This is a genomic window from Leeuwenhoekiella polynyae (assembly GCF_004104075.1).
In the GTDB taxonomy this organism is placed as follows: domain Bacteria; phylum Bacteroidota; class Bacteroidia; order Flavobacteriales; family Flavobacteriaceae; genus Leeuwenhoekiella; species Leeuwenhoekiella polynyae.
This window is the reverse complement of record NZ_QOVK01000015.1, coordinates 37843-58713: the sequence shown is the minus strand read 5'-3', so window position 1 is coordinate 58713 and position 20871 is coordinate 37843. Positions and strand designations below refer to the sequence as shown.

Here is a 20871-nt window from a genome sequence, read left to right as displayed (position 1 = left end):
AAAAGACTACAATGTGAGTTGTAGCCTTTCGGAATTTGAGGTTGTTGCACCTCACTATAATGAATTGAGATAAGTTGTATTATTTTAAATATTCGTTACAAGCTTCCTCACATTTTCTACAGGCATCTGCACATTCTTGACAGTGTTTGTGGTCGTGCTTGGCACATACATCAGCGCATTTTTTACAGATATCACGGCATTGTTCTACCATACCTCTAACATCTTTATAATTTGACGCAAGCAAATTTGCTGTTGCACTACAGATTGCAGCACAAGCCCTATCAGTTCTTATACAATCTACCATCATCTTGACGTTTTCTTCGCCAAGACAAGCATCTGCACAGTAATTACAATGTGCTACACAATTGTTTAAAGCTTCGATTAATTTTGAATTTTTCATAAATATATTAGAATTTAAATTGTTAAAAATAGTCCACTACTATAGCGGATATTACTAAAGACAATTTAATGTATGTAATATCGTTTTTTGTTATAAAATATGCCGAATGATTTGTAAAATTTTCGGATTAACAGAATTTAACATCATATTTTATCCAAATATTTACGATTCTGATTTGTGCTTTTTTTAAACTGTGTAGGTGTCATTCCTGTAACCTTTTTAAATTGATTGCTTAAGTATGCAACACTACTATAATGAAGTTTAAATGCTATTTCACTCAAGGTTAATTCATCGTAAACTATAAGTTCTTTAACACGTTCAATTTTCTGGTTTATGATGTACTGCTCGAACGTAATATTTTCTACCGACGAAAAAAGTGAACTTAAATATTTGTAGTCCAAGTGAAGTTCGCCTGTAACAATATCTGCCCATTTGAAATCGAGCTCCTCGGAAGAATGATGGATTTTATCTACAACCAATGTTTTCATTTGTTCAATAAGTTGACTTTTACGGTCGTCAATCAAACTAAAACCTGAATTTTGAAGCGCTTTGGAAAGACTATTTTTTGTGTTGGGACTTAACGATGAAACTAATTTAACCTCCCCCAATTTTATAGAAACATACAGTATTTTAAGTTGTTCCAAAATATTGGAAACTGCTGAGATACATCTTGGGCAGACCATATTTTTAATATGGATAGTCTCATTCATATAGTACTTGTTTCAAAATAATTTTAATCCAGATTTGTATAGAGAATAATAAACGGCAGCTGTTGCAGCAACTACAAAAATCAATACTATCACAACTAAAGCTATAATTTTATCTTTTTTTGGAATATCACTTTTAGGCTGATGTTTCTTTCTGTCATTTTTTCTTCTATTTCTTCTACTCTCACTCATCCTCGTTCTCCTTCAAAAAATCAAGATGACTAATTTAAACTACCCAATTAAGTATAGTTTTAAACTATTGTACGGTTTCTGTTACTTCACCACAGTTTAGCATTGCTTGTCCGTAGTAGGGATTTTGTATTTCTTTTTCCGTGCTCAACCAATATGCGCCTTCATTATTATTTGCCATTGGACAAAAATCTATGTAAATTTCTTGGTTGATGCCAAACGCTTTCATTGCATTTATGAGGTGTGCTGAAAGACTGATAAAATGATTTCTCTGGGTTTTAATATCGGATGTCTGGGCAATTTCATTTGAGGAAGCCTTCAATTCTTTTTCAAGTTGCGCCCAGTGGTTATTCGCATTTTTATCCTTTAGCAAAGCAAGGTCAACTTGTGTTAAACTTTTCTGTAAGGTCTGTGCGGCCGTTTTTGCTTTTTCACTTTGGTCGTTTGTCAATGCTGTTTTAAGCATAATATAATCATCAAAAACTGTTTTGAGCTGCTCTTGGAATTTGGAAGCTACATCCATACGTTTGGCGGCATCAACTGTGTTGTTTAAATTTTCCATTCCCAAATGCCCTTCGTGACCTGTCATTGTTTTACCACCTGATGCATTCATCATAGATTTTTTTCCTTGTAACTGTGCAGCGGCATCTACGGTAAATGTTCCGTTGGTTACCACTTCATCGCCGTTAGAAAGCCCTTCGATAATGGTATAGTTCTCACCATTTTTCGTTCCCAAAGTCACTTCTTGCATTTCAAAAACGGGTTCATTGGGATTGGTCTTTACGTACACCAATGAGCGCTCGCCTGTCCACATTACTGCCGTTGCAGGTATGCTTATCGCAATTTCCATAGTATTGCCTTTTGTCATTGCCACTTTTGCGGTTACGAACATTCCTGGTTTTAATAGATTTTCCTTATTGTTCAATGTGGCGCGCACTGAAACAGTTCTGGACTTTGTATTCAAAGTAGGGTCGATAAATGAAACTGATGCTTCAAATTCTTTATTGGGATAAGCGTTACTAGTGATTGTTACCTTTTGACCTTCCTTTAGTTGCGAGATTTGTCTTTCGTAGGCGTCAAACATTGCCCAAACAGTACCCAAATCACTTACTTTAACAATGGGCTGGCCTTGTTTTACATAGTCGCCTTCTTCTGCCATTTTTTGGGAAACGGTGCCTGAAACAGTTGCATAAATCGGAAAATTTTCCCGCACCTTGCCAGAACTTTCTATTTGGTCTATTTGGCTTTCAGAAAGTTTCCACAATTTTAATTTGTTTCGAACTGCTTTGTATAAACCTGGTTGTGATTCTTTCAGGTCAGAAGCAGTTAAAAGTTCTTGTTGGGCAGCAACGAGCGTTGGTGCATAAATCGTTGCCAACAACTGTCCTTTTCGTACTTCTTCGCCCGTGAAATTGACATTCAACTTTTCAATACGTCCTTCAAAATAGCTTGCCTGTACCGCATTGGCTTCTTCGTTGGCCATTATTTTTCCGGAAAGTGTTATTTTGTTATCGTCGGTTCCTGAAATATTTCCTACAATTGTAGTTTGGATATTCGCCAGTGCCATTGCATTGTCGCTCATTTTTATTTCGTTCATTGCAAGCCCTTCCGCACCAGTTTCGGCGGGAATTAAATCCATACCGCATATTGGGCAGTCGCCAGGTTCTGGTTGCATAATCTGTGGGTGCATTGAACAGGTCCACATTTGATGTTCTTCGGAGTGGTTAACGTCTTCGCTCAAATCTGTTACTTTCTTGCTGTTTACGGAACCTTCCGCAGAAGGGCCAAAAAAGACATAGCCCAAGACCAATCCTATGGCTAAAATTGCGGTATAAATGATGTATTTTTTCATAGTATATTTTTTTATTTCTTTATAAAACCCAACAGATTTTAAGACCAGTTAGGTTTTGGTAATTATTATTATTCTGCTTGCAAACGCTTTATCATTGCTTTCATTTCTCCAATTTCTTTACGTTGTGCTTTGATAATATCATCAGCCAGTTTGCGCACTTCAGGGTCTTTGATATCGGCTCTTTCACTTGTTAAAATTGCAATTGAGTGATGGGGAATCATTGCTTTCATCCACAGAATATCGCCAATGATTGGGCTTTGTGCCCTAACCAAACCAAGTGCGCCTAAAAATAGCACCAAGCTACCTAATAAAATAGCGATGTTCTTTTTCTTGTTTTGATACATTTTCCGCATAAAAAACCACATTATTACTGCCATTGCTGCAATACCCAAACAACTCATATAGAATCTGGTTAAACTAAAATATACGTGGTCTAACGCATAACTATTTAGATACATCGTGATGTACATTGCAATAAAAGATGCGACAAGCATCAAAATAAATTTTGTGTAATTGCCTTTGTTTGTGTGTTGATTTGAATTTTTCATTGTTTTAGAGTTTTTGGTTATGATTTAATTATTTTCTTTTTTAATTTTCTAATGGTTGGCGAGGAGGTGTACCACAGCAGGAATCCGCTTAACACCGTAATCAATCCCAAGAGCGAAAACGCCCTTAATACAATGGTATTGAAATTGTCGCGCGTGTCATAATCCATTGTGTGGGTCATCCATAAAAAGTCGAACCAACGCCACGCTCGATGCCTTACAGTCTGGAATTTTCCGTCTGTTACCGAAACATAAGCATTAAGAGCTTCATCGGTATCATATGAAATAACATAGGCTGGCAATAGCTTTTCCCGATATTCGTGATAGTCGTCCACTTCGGTTATTTTTTCGATGTTGGCGACTTTCAAACCATCTTTCATATAGTTTTTGGCAACAGACAAGGCCTCTTCTTCCGTAATATTTTTTTTTGCTTTCCCAGTTTTTGCACTGTACAATTTTTGATTGTTTATCCAGTAATAAGGCTCGTTGTTGATGTCCCTAATTTCGATACTTCCAATGCCTTCAGGATTGTTTATTTGTGAAGGACTTATTAAATCATCAAAGGCTTTGGGCACGTAATCTAAATTACAGAATTGGTCACCGTGAATGTCGTCTATGTTTGTCCAACTGAAATACATTCCGCTAATGGTCCAAAACAGGAACTGTACCCCCAAAAAGAGCCCCAAATATCTGTGGGTCTTTCGTATTTTTAGTGCGGTTTTCCTTTTCACCATCTTTAAAGTTTTAACGAACGTAACCGCAAAGCGTTCATAATAACGGAAACTGAACTAAAGCTCATTGCCAAAGCCGCTATCATTGGTGATAATAACAACCCGAAAATAGGGAACAAAACACCTGCTGCGATTGGGATTCCTAAAATGTTATATCCTAAAGCCCAAAATAGGTTTTGCTTGATGTTACGCATTACACCGTCGCTCAATTCCCGTGCCTTGACAATACCGTGCAAATCGCCTTTTACCAAGGTTATCATTGCACTTTCAATGGCAACATCTGTTCCTGTTCCCATTGCGATACCAACATCACTTTTTGCCAAGGCTGGCGCATCATTGATGCCGTCGCCTGCCATTGCTACAACTTTTCCGCTGTTCTGTAATTTTTCTACTTCCTGAAGTTTGTTTTCGGGCAACATTCCTGCTTTAAAATCAGCAAGATTTAATTCTTTTGCGACCGCTTGGGCAGTATCGTGATTGTCGCCAGTAAGCATTATTACTGCGATACCTTTGTCTTGAAGTGCTTTGATCGCTTTGGCGCTGGTCGCCTTTATTTTGTCGCCAATGACAACATATCCCACAACTTTTGAATCGATGGATAGGTATGAAACTGTTTTTCCTTGCTTTTGAAAACTTTGTGCTTCGGTTTCCATTTCCGAAGTTAATTCAGCCTTGGCGTATGCCATCATTTTGGAATTCCCTAAATCCACTTTTTTCCCGTTGATGTTTCCTTCAACACCTTTTCCGGTAACTGCGCTAAACTTTTCAGCGCTCAAAAACTCAACATTCTTTTCTTTACCATATTTTACAGTTGCTTCGGCAAGCGGATGCTCGCTTTTGCTGTTTAGGGAAACGATGTATTGAAGCACTTCTTTTTCTGAAAAATTAGTTCCGAAGGCTCCGACTTTTTCAACCGTTGGTTTGCCTTCTGTTATGGTTCCTGTTTTATCGATAATAAGTGTATCCACCTTGTCCATTTTTTCCAAAGCTTCGGCATTTTTTATGAGCACACCATTTTGTGCGCCCTTACCAACACCGACCATAATGGACATTGGTGTTGCCAAGCCCAAGGCACAGGGACAGGCGATAATCAATACTGCAATTGCATTTACAAAGGCATAAACATAGACGGGTTCCGGACCAAAAATAGCCCAAACCACAAATGTGATAATGGAAATAAGGACAACTATGGGTACAAAATATCCCGAGACGGTATCCGCCAATTTTTGGATTGGTGCACGACTGCGACTGGCATTATTGACCATTTGGATAATTTGGGACAGTAGGGTATCTGCACCCACCTTTTCGGCTTTCATCAAAAAAGATTGGTTGCCGTTGATGGTGCCACTGGTAACTTTGTCATTTGCCGCTTTGTTTACGGGAATAGGTTCGCCTGTAATCATAGATTCATCGACCGTTGTACTACCTTCGGAAATCACGCCATCAACTGGAATTTTTTCGCCTGGTTTCACCCGTAGGATATCGCCCAATTTAATGCTATCAATCGTAACCTCTTCTTCCTTGCCATCTTTGACTAGTATGGCCTTGTTTGGCGCGAGCTTTAGCAATTCCTTTATTGCTGAATTGGTTTTGCCGTGGGCACGTGCTTCCAAAACCTGACCCAAGAGCACCAAGGTCAAAATAATAGTGGATACTTCATAATATACGTGAACGGCACCAGATTCTGTTTTGAACTGTGCCGGGAAAAAATCGGGAAAAAGCATACCGAATACGCTGAATAACCACGCTGCGCCAGCACCAATGCCGATTAGGGTAAACATATTGAGGTTCCAGGTTTTGATGCTTTTATAGGCACGTTCAAAGAACATCCACGTAGCATAAAACACCACAGGAATTGAAAGTGCAAGCTGAATCCAGTTCCAGTTTTTTTGCTTCATTACCGTATATAACGGATTATTCGGAATCATATCGCTCATTGCGATTAAGAAAATAGGTAAGGTAAAGGCGACTGCAATCCAGAATTTCTTGAGTAATTTGTTATAGGTCTTTTCTTCGGCTGAACTATCTGCTTCCATTGGGACTAAGTCCATCCCACAGATTGGGCAGGCTCCAGGTTCATCTTTTACAATTTCCGGGTGCATTGGGCAAGTCCATTGTTCAGAAGTTTTTGCAGATAAATTTTGCTCTTCAACTAAATCCATTCCGCAGACAGGACAGTCTCCAGTTTTTTCATATGTTTTGTCTCCCTCACAATGCATCGGACAGTAAAAAGTGCCAGTTCCTTTACCTTTAGGTTTTTCATTTTTTGCTTTCGTACTTCGACTACGCTCAGCATCAACTCCGGCGGTATCGTTTTGATGATGTCGCTCTCCAGATTTGTGGATAGAATAAGTACCACCTTCTTTTTTAAGGGCATCTTGGAATTTCTCAATAGGAATATGTGATTCCATTTCAATGGTAGCTTCAGCTTTTGCTAAATTCACAGTAGCCTTTGAGACACCTTTCACTTTGGAAAGTGTTCCTTCTACGTGATTTCGACAACCATTGCAGGTCATTCCGTGTATTTTATAGGTGTGTTTCATAGTATCTGTTATTTTTACATTTTCATTTGTTCTTTTTCACTGTTTTCCATTCCCATATTCATATTTCCGTCTTTATCTGTATGCGATTTCATAAAAATAAATTGAGAAAGAAAAATGAGGGCAATACCAATTGCAGCAACTATTAGTACAAATGGGTCGTTTACATATTTTAAATAGATAAATGCTGCCAAAATAACAACATCCAACAGTATGGCAATTATTGGAATAATCGGGTTGAATTTTACTTCCTTTTTCAAATATTTAAAAAGTCCCCAATGAATAGCAATGTCCATTATCAAATAGAAAATAGCACCAATGGAAGCTATGCGAGTTAAATCGAACAAAACAGTCAAAAGTATCGCTAAAGAAACAGTAAAAATCAGCGAAGGATTTTTAAGTTGCTTCATTCTGTTCATATCAGGAACTTGTTTCATATTGCTTAACATACCCAACATTCGCGAGGCAGAATATACGCTGGCAATTACACCGGAAACTGTTGCAACAATGGCTAGTAAAATAGTTAGCGTTGAACCCCATTCGCCAAATAGAGGTTTTGCTGCTGCTGCGAGAGCATAATCTTTTGCTATTATAATTTCTTCAATACTCAATCCGCCAGCAACCGATAATGCCAAAACAACATAGATAACCGTACAAACGATTATTGATATAATTATGGAACGCCCTACATTTTTATGAGGATTTTTTATATCGCCACCTTGATTGGTAATGGTCGTAAATCCTTTGTATGCAAGGATAGACAAGGCCAATGCGGCAATAAATCCAAAACCTTCAGGCAGGGATTGGCCATTGGCAGCACTATAAGTACCTGTGATTGTGGGTAAACCAGAAATAACCAATCCTGATATAGCAAGAACTGCAATACCCACTACTTTAATAATTGCAGTAATGGTAGCGGTAGTCTCAATAATCTTGTTACCCGAAATATTGATGATATATGCAGCAACAATAAGCAATACACCCAATGCAGATGCATAACCTTCATATCCTTGCGGAAACAGTCGTAACGCATACGCCCCAAAAGTACCTGCCACTAAACTTTCTGAGACAACCATTGATACATACATCAGCAAAGAAAATGAACCAGCAAGTGTACCTGGTAAATAGGCCTTTGTCAAAAATTTAGCAACACCTCCAGAAGAAGGATAGGCGTTTGAAAATTTAACATACGAATAGGAGCTAAAGCCTACTACAACTGCGCCTGCGATAAAAGCAATAGGAAATAAATCGCCGACTAATTCGGCTATCTGCCCCATTAAAACAAAAATACCTGCACCAATCATTACGCCTGTACCTAAAGATACAGAGCCTAATAATGAGAGCTTTTGGGTATTTATTTTTAATGGTTTCATCTCGAAATTTCTATTTAATCTGATTACAATATTGGTTGCGGGTCACTTTTTATATGTTATATATATGTTTCAAATTACCTTAATTTTTTTCGGATTGCCTCAGAAATATTTTCAGAGTAAACCCCATAAGCATCCACCAATAAGCCTTTTATTCCATTTTTGGAAGAAATGGCATATAGTACACTATTGTCATCTGTGCTACTCATTCCTTCAAAACGATGCATCTCGTCCACCTCAAAATCTTCTGGATGGAATTTCAACTTTAGAGCATTACATTCCAGATGTTTCTCTTTCAAATTGAAATCAACAGTGTAGCCTTTAGCCTGTAAATGAGCCATAGTTTCAGAAAGTGTATCGTAGCTTTTCATATTATAATAGTGCCCGACTTGGGAAGGAGTTTTAACTAATCAACAATGAAAAATTTTCCATTCCCTTCCCACATCAGGACTTATTTTATGTTCTCTTGGCCTGTTTTAAATATCATAAATACTCTTATCATTCTTTTTGAATATAGAAAACACATAGTTATTCCAATTTCAGCACCAATTGTGCAAATTGCACATTTATTGTTTTATCCAAACCTTGCATTAAAGAATCTAACCCCGTATCTGAAACCAAAACCTGTCCCGTTGCACTTATCAGACAAGACATATTTATGCCCTGTTCTATATGGGTAATGGTTGCTTTAAACTGTGATTTATAGGTTTCCCCTTGATATAAAACATCAACCAGCCAATTAAAATTGATAGGGTCGTGCCGTTTTGATAAAAAATCAACGGATGGAATAGTACCTGTAAACCGAAGAATTGCAGGTGCTTCCCCTTCTTGTATAATGGCATTTAATTCAGGAAGGTCTGTTACTAAAGTTTTAAGGTCTAGAACACCATTTACTACTTTAGAATTGTAATCAAGATATAGTGCCAGACTATGGCTTTCTGCCTTGATAGTCTTACCGTCCACCAAAGTCATCATCTCAATATGGCCATCATCGGTTCTATATATTTTTTGAGCCGAAACCTCGAAATATGTTATTAAAAGAACTGCGAACATCAATAGTTTAGTTTTCATAATGTTTATTGTTGCTAATTGTTTTCTATATAAAGTAAGTATAACCATAATCCGCAATTGCCAATTTCAAATCAAACTGATTTTGCTATTTTTTCCATAATTGTAAGGTCTGTACCAAATTTGCAAATCGCATCGCAATGCATCCTCAATTCAGAAAACAAAATATACTTTATATGCATCTTGGAATTTTTGATTACAGGTCGATTCAATTGATGTATGACGTCTTTTTCACGATGGTTTGGAATGATGATATAAAAAACCTCATCGCCATCGGAAATGCTGAAATATAAATCGGACAGTCTTAAAATTCCTGAATAGATACTGGTGCTTTTTTCAACCTCAAAAGCGGCTACTATATTATTGGTTCCCTTTTCAAACCAAAGCACATCAATGAGTTTAATGGTGGTTTGGGTTTCCTTATCGCAAGGAAGCGCTGGAAATGTTTTCATTGAAATGAACGAAAAACTTTGACCGCCAAAAGATTTACTTTTATCGTTGCTGGCAGGTGTAACGTCAAAACCAAGTGAAATGCCGATTTTCAATAAATGGTATTGCATTTCGTCGTGAAGTTTCTCTTCCTGCTTTTCTTCCTGAATTTCCCTTTGCCGTTTTACGATGTTTTTTTCAAATTTGACCCGTTCGGCCTCACTTAAATATTCGTCGTTACCTATGAGCATTTTTTGGGTGCCAATCTCGAAACACAATCCTGCAATTGCGCCTAAATCGTTTGACAGTTCCGTTTTGTTTTTAGTATTGGTTTCTATCAAGATTTCCCTGATTTTCAGATACTCCGTCCAACTTCCCAATTTCTTTTTATCCTTGAACAGAAAATTAAACCCATTTAGTATGGCCGTATTAAATGGTGGAAACCAAGTGGGATGCAAAAAATATAAAATACTTGCTACCGCTGGGCCGAGGCCTTTTACTTTGAGTGCATCCAACTTTACGATTTCCCTTACGACCTGTTCTTCCGTTTTGGCATTAATACAGTTTTCCAAAAATTGACCAAAAGCTATTTTATTGTCCTGATTTTCATAGATATCAGGAATGCGCAGTTTCGGCTTCCAATAAAAAGGATGCGCCACACCCGCAAAAACTTGCTTTTGCTCTGCAATGCTGCCCAACACAAATTCCAGACTGCTTTCCTTAAAATCGTTTGGGAAGGTTTTGTTTTTAATGTCCTCAATCACCTGCAAAACGCCTCTACGGATGGTTCTAAACGCCTTCAATCTCTGGTCATTGTCAACAAACCAAGTATTGTAAACACTTTCCGAGTCGGTTTTATATTGATGGATTATTTGAGGAAAATTGCTCATTGTTGCTGTTATTTCGTGTTTCTTGAAGAGGTATGTGTTTTGATGATTTTCCATTCGCCACCCATCTTTTTTAGGATAGACGTTGCCACGCCTTTTTTGCGAATCGTTCGTGTTTCACCTTTTTCATTTGGGTTAAGCACTATGGTATAAATGTAGGTTTCAGTAGTAAAAGCATAGGGCGCATCTACTTTGGCATCGATTTCATAATCAGAAAAGGTAAAACTTTTAAATTCGCCTAATTCTGGTCCAAGATGATGCTCAATGTAATGTGCATACGTGCCTTCGACTCCACCGGATTCAAATACTTCAGAATCTTCTGCAAATAAATTGAACGTGCCTTCAGTTGTCAAATTTTGAATGGCATCCTTGTAGGTTTTCATCACAGCAATAACCGCTTCCGTATCCGTCTTTGCTTTTGTTTCCTGTGCGTTGGATAAGCTGAAAGTAGCAATGAGAATTGTTACGAGTGCAATTGTTTTAATTGTTTTCATAATTTTAGTTTTTAAAGGTTATTTATTATCAACGTGTATTCTATTAATATTTGCAATGCCAAAGACAAGTACCAAAAAGCTCAAGAAAATTTCCATCATTACCAGCGTTTTTCCCGCAATTGAAATTGGTACAATATCGCCATATCCAACCGAGGAAAAAGTTATCAAGCTGAAATAGATAAATTCAAAAAATTGCAAGAAGAATGAACCATTGAGCGAAGTACTCTCTTTGAAATTTTCAGAATTCAAAATATATAACGCGTGATAATCAGTCGTGAATGAAAAAACAATCAAAACAATCAACACCGCAAATAAAGTTAGGACGTGCGCAAGCTGATGGCTTTCGCCTATTATTTTAGCCAATTGTATGAACGTAAGCCGAACGATAAAAATGGTCTTGATTAGAGCCAAAGCCACAATTAAAATAGGTCGCCATAGGCCATTATCATCTGCTTGTGCCCAAAATATATAACTCAGTGATATAGCGATAACCGCCGTTGCGGTAAGCAATACTTTTTTAAAGAGCTGTCCATAAAACCCATTGCCGTTTGATATATCATTTATAGTTTCTTTCACTATTGATTTTTTTAATACATTAATATTAGTTATATCATTGCAACACCAATAAATAAGTATTGATGCCTTGAAAGGATAGATGAAACTCTAGTGGCCACTCCATAAAAATATACATCCTGAAAATCCAGTATTTACAATAAGATTTTCTTTCACAAAATTTCTAGTGCCTAACAAGGGGGGACTAAAACCAACCATCAACATTGACCCTTCCCTAATTAGGGCTTTTTTTCTTGATATCTTTTTATATCATTTTAAGCTCAGTTTTTTACAGTATTCCCATATTGATATTTTGCAAATATTTTTGCCACCGCCTCCTTAATTTCCTTTTGCTTGTCGGTGGTATTTGCGTGCAGCACATCTGGCGCAAATCCTTGCCAGACTAATTGACGGCGTTTCATATCTATAAGTTCTATGACAACGCCACCTTCTTTGTGTTCTTGAGATGATTGGTAACCGCCATAATATCCATAACCGTAAGACCCGAAATGACCATAACCGTGACCATAAGAAGGAAAATAAGGGTAGCCACCACCTGTGTTTATATCTCTTGTCTGTACAACGATACGGGAATCTACCAATAAATCAGGATTGCTCTTATTCAAGACGTAGCCTTTATTTTCCATTTGTTCCTGAATGGCGCCTTTTAACCGTTTCTTTATCAATGTGTTGAAAAATAACGGTTCGTTTTCCTTGTCGCTGTCCATTTGAAAATCATCGGACCAGTAAAAGGTTTTGTAGGTTCCAAACTGTGCTTCTTGGTCATAATCGGTAACGATGGCCGAAGAAGTGACCGAACAACTTACTGCGGTAATGCTTATTAAAAGGCAGACTGCCAATTTTATTAATGTTCTCATAATCCATTTATTTAATTCAACAATCTATTTTATTTCTTCGTAAGTATTGCATCCACACTCAAGTCGTGCTTGTCATTAACTTTTATAAATACCAAACTTGGGCGTTCCAAATTATAATCGGTAATCAATAAAGACCAAGAAGCTGTTAATTGAATTGTATCTTCTGAAACAAGTTTCAACTCAATAGGAATGGTTATTTCCCGAGTAACTCCGGCAAGGGTGAAATCTCCCTTTGCGTTGAGCGTTTGTGTCGCTTTTTCTTCAAAATTAAAATCGTCCATAAATTTTCCTTCAAAAACAACATTGGGTTTTTTTTCCGCTTTTACCAGATCATACATATGTCCATCCCGTTTTTCATTATCTGTCTTTATGGATTTTACAGGAACCGAAAAGGTCAACGTGCCGTCCTTAAAACCTATGGTGCCCTGTAAATCATCAGATTTGCCGATATAGGAATTAAGTGGCATTTTTGCCTTAAAGGATGCGGTTCCTTCCTTTACTATATAATTTTGGGCCTTTATAGATACATTGCTTGAAAACAACAGTATTATTAACAAATAAATTAAGTTTTTACCCATTACTTTTTATTTTTCGACCATTCAATCCATTTGAGTATAACTCTTGATATGTCTTGGTCTCATTCTCATTGATTCGGCGGACAATATACTTTTTGTCGATACCCTTTCTATTTTCAATACCCATTGATTTTAGCAGTTCCTTAAAACCTTCGATGGTATTTTTATGATAGTTGGCAACTTTGGTTTTTTTATCTTTTACAACAATGGATGCAACTCGGGAAGGCACCATTGTGGTAATTCCCGTAGGGCAGGTATCCAAATTGCATTTTAGCGATTGCACACAGCCCAAGGCAAACATCATCCCTCTTGCGCTATAACAGGCATCTGCGCCGAGCGCCATCATTCTATAGATATCAAAAGCGGATATAATTTTACCAGCTGCCATTACTTTAATTTCATCTCGCAACCCATACTTTTTAAGAATGCCGTTTGCGAAATGGATGGCTTCAATTATTGGCATACCGGCCCAATGTAAGGATTCCATATGGGCAGCACCAGAGCCACCTTCGGCACCGTCAATGGCTATAAAGTCTGGGCAATTTTGCTTTTCGGCAAAGGTTTGAACCATTCTTTCAAACTCATCTTGTTGACCAATGCACAGCTTTATTCCCACAGGTTTTCCTTTAGAGAGTTTTCTCAATTTTCTAATGAAGCGTAGCATTTCAACGTCATTGTCGAATGCCGAATGAAAGGCTGGGGAATGAATTTCCGTTCCCTGCTCCACATCCCTGAATTTGGCAATTTCCTTTGTGTTCTTCTTTGCCGGCAAAATTGCCCCAAAGCCAGGTTTGGCACCTTGCGATATTTTTATTTCAATCATTTTCACTACATCGTTGGTTGCGATATCGGCGAATTTTTTGGCGTCAAAATTTCCTTCTGCATCACGACATCCAAAATAGCCTGTTCCAAACTGAAAGATAATATCTGCACCGTATTCTTGATGATAGGGTGTAAAGCCACCTTCGCCGGTGTTTTGAGCAAAACCTGCTATTTTCGCACCACCGTTAAAAGCAAGGGTAGCATTTTTGCTTATGGAACCAAAACTCATTCCCGCAAGGTTGAGAATGCTGGCAGAGTAAGGTTTTAAGCAGTGGGAACTTCCTATAAGAACTCTAAAGTCGTCATTGATTTGTTTTGCAGGATATGTGGAATGGGTAAACCACTCGCGCCCCACTTTGTCATACGGAATCTGTGTTCCAAAAGGTTGATTTATAAGCGCATCGGCAGCTCTTTTATAGACAATTTCCTTTTGAATTAAAGTAAAGGGTTGCCCTTCGGTACGGTTGAGCAATAATGTTTCCTGAATAACGTGGCGTTGCTCCTCAAGAAGATTTGTGATTCTACCAAGCAAAGGGTAGGTTCTCCTAATATTATTTGATTCTTGAAAATAGTCCACAAGACCGAGAACGAGTAAAGGAAGGATAATCAATCCAATCCACCACAAATGGGGATGCCAAAATACCATAACGATATATGCAGCAACTAAAAATATAGCGGTTATAATAAATCCTTTTCTCATTTTTCAGTATTAATGTGAATGTTCATCACTTTCTCCGTGACCTTCTTCGTTTTCGTTACCAAGATATTTCCCCTGTGGGCCAACTCCTTCAATATGCACGAGCTGTGAACCATAGTGTCCTGCCTGTGCTACTGAATATCCTGCAAAAGCCATAACTACAAATACCCCAATTTCAAAACCTCGCTTTAATTTGTACCAGAAGAGGCTTACTATTTTTAATAGGGCTGCCAAAGCACTTGCCCATAAAGTCCAATCTGCATATTTGTCGTGCAGTTCCAAGACCTTTTTTGCGGTTTCTGTAAGTCCTTCGGTATGTGGGTGCACCAGTGTACCTGCTACGTAAGCTCCGATAAATCCGAATCCTACTGTTAGTAAAATGACCCAATCCAGTGTGCGATTTAAAACGAACAGCTGGATGAGCTGTAACAAAACTGCCAATAAAAGCAGTACAATCGGGAAGTGTACAACTAATGGATGCAGATTAGGGAAATCGTCCAAACCGGCTTCAGTATGGTCTTGTGAGACAGAAATTGGACTGCTTGTTTCAAAAATAGAAAGTGATTTCTCATCCTTGATGTCGGTTTTAGTTTCAGAAACAATAAAATTACTATCAGCAAATACCGTCGAAAAACCTCCAAACAAGGCTAACATCAATACGGTGAAAATTATTTTTTTAGATTTCATTTTATATAGTTTTAAATTAATCACCTGTTAATTGCAAGATCAATACACCTATCACAATAATGGCTATAATGGCATAAATGGTATAATTGAACCATTTTTTGAAGCCACTTCTCTTTTGTTTGGTTTCGCTACCGGTTTTACAACAATCTTTCATCTGTTGATATTTATTTATTTTTAATTATCAGATGTAATTGGCCAATCAACATTTCGCTTGTTATCAACTTTTTTGTATGGCTCATTTCATACTATTTTATTTGTGCCTAATTAAGAGAAAGGGCTTCACTAACCAACCAAAAGTATGTGCCCTCTCTCTTATTAGGACTTAAATTTTTGCCTGACCTGGGAAGGAATTAACACTAACCATCAACATTGTTTTCCTTCCCACGACAGGACTTAATGACTACCCAAGATATCCCAGACATCTTATTTACTTCTGTTAACTAATAAACCAGAGCAACAAAAGATGCTTAGGGAAGGGATTACCTATTGAATAGTCTTTTGTATTTTGCCATATTTAAACTTCCTACTACCATATTATCGGTTTCTTACTTTGTTTATTTACACTCAATTATTTCCTTTTGCAATTAGGCTGTCCAATTCCATATACTTTTCTTTCATTAGGCTTAACGCAAAAGCTCCAGCAGAAGCTGTAAAGACTGAAAAGTCTAATGCTCCTTTTATTCCAGTGGAAAATGTCATTGAAAGCGCAAATAGTAGCAGTAAAAATCCACTCCATTTTGCGAACAATTCTGTTTTAAATCCAATTATCAAGAAGAATGCAAAAATAATTTCAGCTGCGGTTGCAATAATTCCGATTGTTGAAATTAATGAGTCCGGAATCCAAGGATTTATCTGTTGTGTGTAGTTAAGAAAATTATCCCAATTCCCCCACACAGAAACATCTTTGTTCCACAATCCAAATCTATCAGCTACTGCCGATAAAAATCCGATTGATATTGCAAGTCGCAAAAAGAGTTTGATTATTTTAGTCCTCATCTTTGATTATTGTTGGTTGCTTAATTCTCTTGATTTTGGTCAAAAGGATTACAACTTTACTGAATTGTCTTTTGAACTTTCCCACATTTAAGCATTTTGCTGCCATAGTAGGGGTTTTTTACTTCATTACTTGTACTTAACCAAGCACTTCCTTTATCGTACATTGGGCAAAATTGTTCATATAACGTGCTTTTTGTACCCGTAATAGCTACCATATCAGTAATATCCTTACTTAACGTTTTAAAGTGCTCGCGTTGGTGGTCTATCGCACTTTCAGAAATATGTTCTGCGTGCTCGGTAGCATCTTCTATGATATCGGCCAGCTCTTTTTGTTGTTCTTTTGAGTAACTACTCTTATCGAATTTTTTAAGAGAGGCTACCAATTTAGAACCTGATTGTGCCGCTTTCTTGGTGTCATCGCCTACCAAAGCATCTTTCAACATAAAATAATCGGCAAGAACCGTTTCTGCCGCTGGATTCATTTTGTCCATTTTCATTTTACTATGATCCATTTCCATTTCACCGTGCTTGTGGTTCATTTTTTCTTTTTCCTGGGCGTTGGTAAAAGAAACTGCTAACAATAGCATTACTGCTATACTCATTTTTAAATTTTTCATTTTTATTATTTTTAAATTATTGTTTATAAACTATCTTTTAATTGTGTGATAAAATTGATTAATTCTTCTGCCTCCGCTTCAGAAAACTTAGCATCTTTATGTATCAAAGTGTAAGAATCCAAAGGCATTTCTCCGCTTTCTATCTGTTTGATAATTGATCGAAGTTTACTTGATTTTCTTCGGCTTGAAAGCGAATCCCATTCGTTAAAATTAAGTTCGGCCTTGCCTTCTTTAATGTGGTCTTCCAAAAACCAAGCAGCGGGTTGAATCTTATTATACCAAGGATATTGCGTATTGTTACTGTGACAATCATAGCAGGATACCTGTAATTTTTTCTGAATAGTTTCAGGAACATTATGTACCAACATAAAATCAGTTTCGGGAACCGTATAACTTTGATTGCGTTCCGTGGGAATAAATTGAATCCCCACAAACCCTACCAGTGCTATTATTGCTATGATTTTTAAAATTTTCATTTAATTGATTTCCTTTTGCATTTCACCACAGGTCAACATTTTACTTCCATAATAAGGATTCTTAACGTCCTTGCTCATACTTAACCAATTACTACCTCCATCATACATTGGGCAGAATAGTTGATACAAGGTGTTTTCTGTACCGGTTATAGCAACCATATCTGTTACATCCTTACTTATGATTTTAAAATGTTCTCGCTGGTGTGCTATATCACTTTCTGAAATATGTTCTGCGTGTTCTGTGGCATCTTCCATAATATCCTTGAGTTCCTGTTGCTCACTATCTGAATAGCTGGATGCATCAAAATTTCCAAAAGTACTTGCAAGCGTTGCTCCCAATTCTTTTGCCTTATCATTGTCATCGCCTACAAGTGCATCTTTCAAGTTGAAATAATCTTTCAGGATTGCTTCTGCTTTTGCGTCTTGGTTGTCACTCATTGCCATATCATCTTTGTCATCCATAGACTCTTGGTACATCTCATTGCTCATAGGTGCAGCTGGTTCATCTTTTTTTCCGTCCTTACAGGATATAGCCGTAAGGGTTAAGGTCATTACTAAAATACCGACGGTCATTTTTAATTTTTTCATTTTAATTTCGATTTTAATAGTTAATATTTGATTTTAATTTATTGTTATACCTGTTTACACAGCTTAATTTTTTTTTACATAGTGCTATGTCTAACAGATTTTTGGATTGCTTCTTTTTTTTATTTCTTTGAGCCTATAGCCTGCTTAATTTCTTCATACTCCTCTTTGGTTATCTCTCCTTTAGCGTACCTTTCATCAAGGACATCCATAGCCTTTGAACTTTTAGTCCGCTTTATTTTCTTTCCTCCTGCATAGATGAAAACACCTAGAATAATAACACCGAAAATGGTTAAGAAATCCCAATTGTAGTCCATCGTTTTATTTTTTAGTCATTAAAATCTTAGTGATAATCCTCCACCTGCACCAAAACGGTTATCATAACTTCCCATCAATGAGAAATTTTTGGATAAAAGATATTCAACACCCGTACTCCAAGTAATCTCTTTTTTGAAATTATCTCCTTGAGGCAGGTCATCTACCCACCCAAAATCTGCTTGGTACTCGTACATCCCAAAAACAATAGTTCTAGGGAAAATGGTAATAGCACGGCTTAAGCTAATCTGCGGGCGTAGCTTACTATCCATCCTCACATCCAACGTAAATAAGTAGGGCGTAAGGTATCGTATCCCTGCTATAGCTGTTGTTGTTATTTCTTCAAGGCTATCCTCCATTTCGTTCTCGACATTTACACCGCCAAAAACGGTTAGATAATCATAGAGGTATCTATCGTAGGCAGCTTCAACCTCCATATTCCTGTTCCAACCATATTCGCCCCTCAAACTGAATTGGTTTCGGATATTTGAAGATATAAGGTTCAAAGTGGTCATATGTGATGCGGCATCTATCATTCCGTAGGAATAGAACTGGTCGGTCTCGTCAATAAGTTTAGATACGGGATATTCCTTCAACCTTGGATCCCTAGGGGTATCATAACTTACAATACGCGCCATACCTCCCATCATATGGTATAGAATATGACAATGGAAAAACCAATCGCCATATTCATCACCATAAAATTCAATGGTAACTTGTTTCATTGGTGGAACATTGACTGTGTGTTTTAAGGGTGAGTATTCCCCATTTTCGTTAATGACCCTAAAAAAATGACCGTGTAGGTGCATTGGGTGGTGCATCATAGTCAGGTTATTGAAGGTAATCCTAGTTACTTCGTCTCCCTTGATTTTTATTTTATCTGCTTCAGATAGAGGAACCCCATTCAAACTCCAGATATAGCGCTGCATATTCCCGGTAAGGTTTAATAGGATATCCGTTACAGGAACATCTGGGTCATAATTGGTCTTCTCCGGCGATTTCAAGTAGTCATAGTTATACTCTGAAAACATATTCATTCCCTGCATTCCATCTGCTTCGTCCATTTTCATATCATCCATTTGAGAGGCCTTTTTCATTTTGGTATCCATTTTTGTGTCCATCCCTGCCATTTTGGAATGGTCCATCTGCATTGAATCCTTTTTCATATCCATTTGCATTTCGTCCATTTTATGCTTCTTCATTTCCATACCCTTCATATTGGACTTGTCCATATTCATTGTACCCATATCCATATCTTTCATTCCTTCCATCTGCATTCCCCATTTTTCTTTCATCTCGTAACGCTCATCTTTGCCTGGTCGGAACTTTAAAGCGGGTGCACCCATTTTCATTTTCATTTTGGCCATTTGTTGCATCATCCCTATTTTATCAGGTTTGGATACATCGGGTGCAGCAACAATAGGTCCTTGGCCTAGGTATGCCGTTGCGGTACCAGAGCCGTCTTGGGCCATAATTTTATATTCCAGTTTGCCGTTCTCCGGTATGGTTACGATAAAATCATAGGTTTCAGCGACCCCTATAAATGTCTTGTTATGCTTAACCGGTACTACATCTTTACCGTCTGCCGAGACAAGCAAAGGGTCAGGGCCGCCAAAGGCCATCCAGAACGAAGTAGAAGCAGAGCCGTCTATAATGCGAAGGCGCACTTTTTCGCCAGGTTTAAACTCGGGGTACTCCACTTTTTCTTCTCCATTAATTAAGAACGCTGGGTAATACACATCTGCCACATCTGCACTTTCCATACGCTGTCTCCAAAAATTTAATTGCGCCCCAAATGCGCCCCTTGCAATTACTTGGTTAAGCGGCGTAGCTGTTCCTTTTCTTATATTGTACCATTCTGTACCTCGCTTTAAAAACCGAAGTACATCCCGCGGTTTTTCGTTGGTCCAGTCAGATAGTACCAAAACCTGCTCTTTATCATACTCCAAGGTTTTTTCTTTGGGCTGTATTACAATTGAGCCGTAAACACCGCTCTGTTCCTGCAACATTGTATGGGAATGGTACCAATAGGTGCCGTTTTGCTTTATTGCGAATTCATATTTTAGTGTTTTACCGGGTTCTATGGGCGGTGTAGAAAGGTAGGGTACCCCATCATAAAAATTGGGCAACAACAAGCCGTGCCAATGGATGGATGTCTCCACGCTCATTTCATTTTTTACATAGATTACTGCGTACTCCCCTTCGGTAAATTCGAGCGTTGGCCCTGGAATACCTCCGTTGACGGTCATCCCTTTTACTTCTTTACCGGCTTTATTAACCATTTCTTCCTTTAGGGTCAACGTGTATTCGTGAACGGGTAGATTATCGACATTACCTTCCACGGACTGTGCAGATGCTGTATAGGTACACAGTAACAAAAGAATAAATGCATAGCTTATTTTTTTCATAAGATTACTTTTTTTAAAATTAATATTGATTATGAGAAGTTTGTGTCATAA

24 protein-coding genes are annotated in these 20871 nt (G+C 37.7%); all 24 read right to left on the bottom strand.

The features are described from left to right. Positions 1–79: 79 nt before the first annotated feature. Positions 80–400 carry a four-helix bundle copper-binding protein gene (locus DSM02_RS14385; RefSeq protein WP_028376588.1) on the bottom strand — a complete coding sequence of 107 codons (321 nt, stop codon included), beginning with the start codon at positions 398–400 and terminating at the stop codon, positions 80–82. Between the two features lie 143 nt (positions 401–543). Next, entirely contained in the window at positions 544–1110 is a 567-nt protein-coding gene (locus DSM02_RS14380) for a helix-turn-helix domain-containing protein (RefSeq protein WP_013073615.1), read from the bottom strand. Positions 1111–1122: 12 nt separating this feature from the next. Further along, positions 1123–1299 carry a hypothetical protein gene (locus tag DSM02_RS20410; RefSeq protein ID WP_013073616.1) on the bottom strand — a complete coding sequence of 59 codons (177 nt, stop codon included), beginning with the start codon at positions 1297–1299 and terminating at the stop codon, positions 1123–1125. Between the two features lie 64 nt (positions 1300–1363). Further along, positions 1364–3148 carry an efflux RND transporter periplasmic adaptor subunit gene (locus tag DSM02_RS14375; protein WP_013073617.1) on the bottom strand — a complete coding sequence of 595 codons (1785 nt, stop codon included), beginning with the start codon at positions 3146–3148 and terminating at the stop codon, positions 1364–1366. Between the two features lie 68 nt (positions 3149–3216). Further along, positions 3217–3696 carry a DUF305 domain-containing protein gene (locus tag DSM02_RS14370; protein ID WP_013073618.1) on the bottom strand — a complete coding sequence of 160 codons (480 nt, stop codon included), beginning with the start codon at positions 3694–3696 and terminating at the stop codon, positions 3217–3219. A 17-nt stretch (positions 3697–3713) separates the two neighbouring features. Next, complete coding sequence (locus tag DSM02_RS14365; protein ID WP_028376590.1) at positions 3714–4427, bottom strand: PepSY domain-containing protein; 714 nt, start codon at positions 4425–4427, stop codon at positions 3714–3716. 2 nt (positions 4428–4429) lie between these two features. Then, the gene (locus tag DSM02_RS14360; RefSeq protein WP_028376591.1) at positions 4430–6967 is read right to left on the bottom strand and encodes a heavy metal translocating P-type ATPase; all 2538 of its coding nucleotides are present in this window, start codon (positions 6965–6967) and stop codon (positions 4430–4432) included. A gap of 14 nt (positions 6968–6981) precedes the next feature. Further along, positions 6982–8337, bottom strand: coding sequence for an APC family permease (locus DSM02_RS14355; RefSeq protein ID WP_013073621.1), 1356 nt, complete (start codon positions 8335–8337; stop codon positions 6982–6984). A 74-nt stretch (positions 8338–8411) separates the two neighbouring features. After that, on the bottom strand, positions 8412–8705 hold the full coding sequence (locus DSM02_RS14350; protein ID WP_013073622.1) for a hypothetical protein: 294 nt from the start codon (positions 8703–8705) through the stop codon (positions 8412–8414). Between the two features lie 157 nt (positions 8706–8862). Continuing rightward, complete coding sequence (locus DSM02_RS14345; protein WP_013073623.1) at positions 8863–9405, bottom strand: hypothetical protein; 543 nt, start codon at positions 9403–9405, stop codon at positions 8863–8865. Positions 9406–9476: 71 nt separating this feature from the next. After that, positions 9477–10775, bottom strand: coding sequence for a hypothetical protein (locus tag DSM02_RS14340; protein WP_231556137.1), 1299 nt, complete (start codon positions 10773–10775; stop codon positions 9477–9479). Then, a complete protein-coding gene (locus tag DSM02_RS14335; protein WP_013073625.1) occupies positions 10730–11212 on the bottom strand; it encodes a YybH family protein in 483 nt (160 codons plus the stop codon). Before DSM02_RS14335 ends, DSM02_RS14340 begins: the two co-directional genes overlap by 46 nt. An 18-nt stretch (positions 11213–11230) precedes the next feature. Continuing rightward, positions 11231–11788 carry a potassium channel family protein gene (locus DSM02_RS14330; protein ID WP_013073626.1) on the bottom strand — a complete coding sequence of 186 codons (558 nt, stop codon included), beginning with the start codon at positions 11786–11788 and terminating at the stop codon, positions 11231–11233. Between the two features lie 257 nt (positions 11789–12045). After that, entirely contained in the window at positions 12046–12642 is a 597-nt protein-coding gene (locus DSM02_RS14325; protein WP_013073627.1) for a DUF4136 domain-containing protein, read from the bottom strand. Positions 12643–12671: 29 nt separating this feature from the next. Continuing rightward, positions 12672–13220, bottom strand: a complete 549-nt coding sequence (locus DSM02_RS14320) for a YceI family protein (protein ID WP_013073628.1) — start codon at positions 13218–13220, stop codon at positions 12672–12674. Next, positions 13213–14739, bottom strand: coding sequence for an FMN-binding glutamate synthase family protein (locus DSM02_RS14315; protein ID WP_028376592.1), 1527 nt, complete (start codon positions 14737–14739; stop codon positions 13213–13215). The genes DSM02_RS14320 and DSM02_RS14315 overlap by 8 nt, the downstream gene beginning before the upstream one ends. 9 nt (positions 14740–14748) lie before the next feature. After that, the gene (locus DSM02_RS14310; protein WP_013073630.1) at positions 14749–15423 is read right to left on the bottom strand and encodes a DUF2231 domain-containing protein; all 675 of its coding nucleotides are present in this window, start codon (positions 15421–15423) and stop codon (positions 14749–14751) included. A 16-nt stretch (positions 15424–15439) separates the two neighbouring features. Next, positions 15440–15577, bottom strand: a complete 138-nt coding sequence (locus DSM02_RS20405; protein WP_008610782.1) for a hypothetical protein — start codon at positions 15575–15577, stop codon at positions 15440–15442. A 410-nt stretch (positions 15578–15987) separates the two neighbouring features. Beyond that, positions 15988–16419 (bottom strand): hypothetical protein, encoded by a 432-nt coding sequence (locus DSM02_RS14305; RefSeq protein ID WP_008610780.1) that lies wholly within the window; start codon positions 16417–16419, stop codon positions 15988–15990. 56 nt (positions 16420–16475) lie between these two features. Then, on the bottom strand, positions 16476–17036 hold the full coding sequence (locus tag DSM02_RS14300; RefSeq protein WP_008610779.1) for a DUF3347 domain-containing protein: 561 nt from the start codon (positions 17034–17036) through the stop codon (positions 16476–16478). A gap of 23 nt (positions 17037–17059) precedes the next feature. Next, positions 17060–17512, bottom strand: a complete 453-nt coding sequence (locus tag DSM02_RS14295) for a heme-binding domain-containing protein (RefSeq protein ID WP_013073632.1) — start codon at positions 17510–17512, stop codon at positions 17060–17062. After that, positions 17513–18100, bottom strand: coding sequence for a DUF3347 domain-containing protein (locus tag DSM02_RS14290; RefSeq protein WP_013073633.1), 588 nt, complete (start codon positions 18098–18100; stop codon positions 17513–17515). A gap of 119 nt (positions 18101–18219) precedes the next feature. After that, positions 18220–18414, bottom strand: a complete 195-nt coding sequence (locus tag DSM02_RS14285) for an SHOCT domain-containing protein (RefSeq protein WP_013073634.1) — start codon at positions 18412–18414, stop codon at positions 18220–18222. An 18-nt stretch (positions 18415–18432) separates the two neighbouring features. Then, on the bottom strand, positions 18433–20820 hold the full coding sequence (locus DSM02_RS14280; RefSeq protein ID WP_031427478.1) for a multicopper oxidase domain-containing protein: 2388 nt from the start codon (positions 20818–20820) through the stop codon (positions 18433–18435). Positions 20821–20871 lie beyond the last annotated feature (51 nt).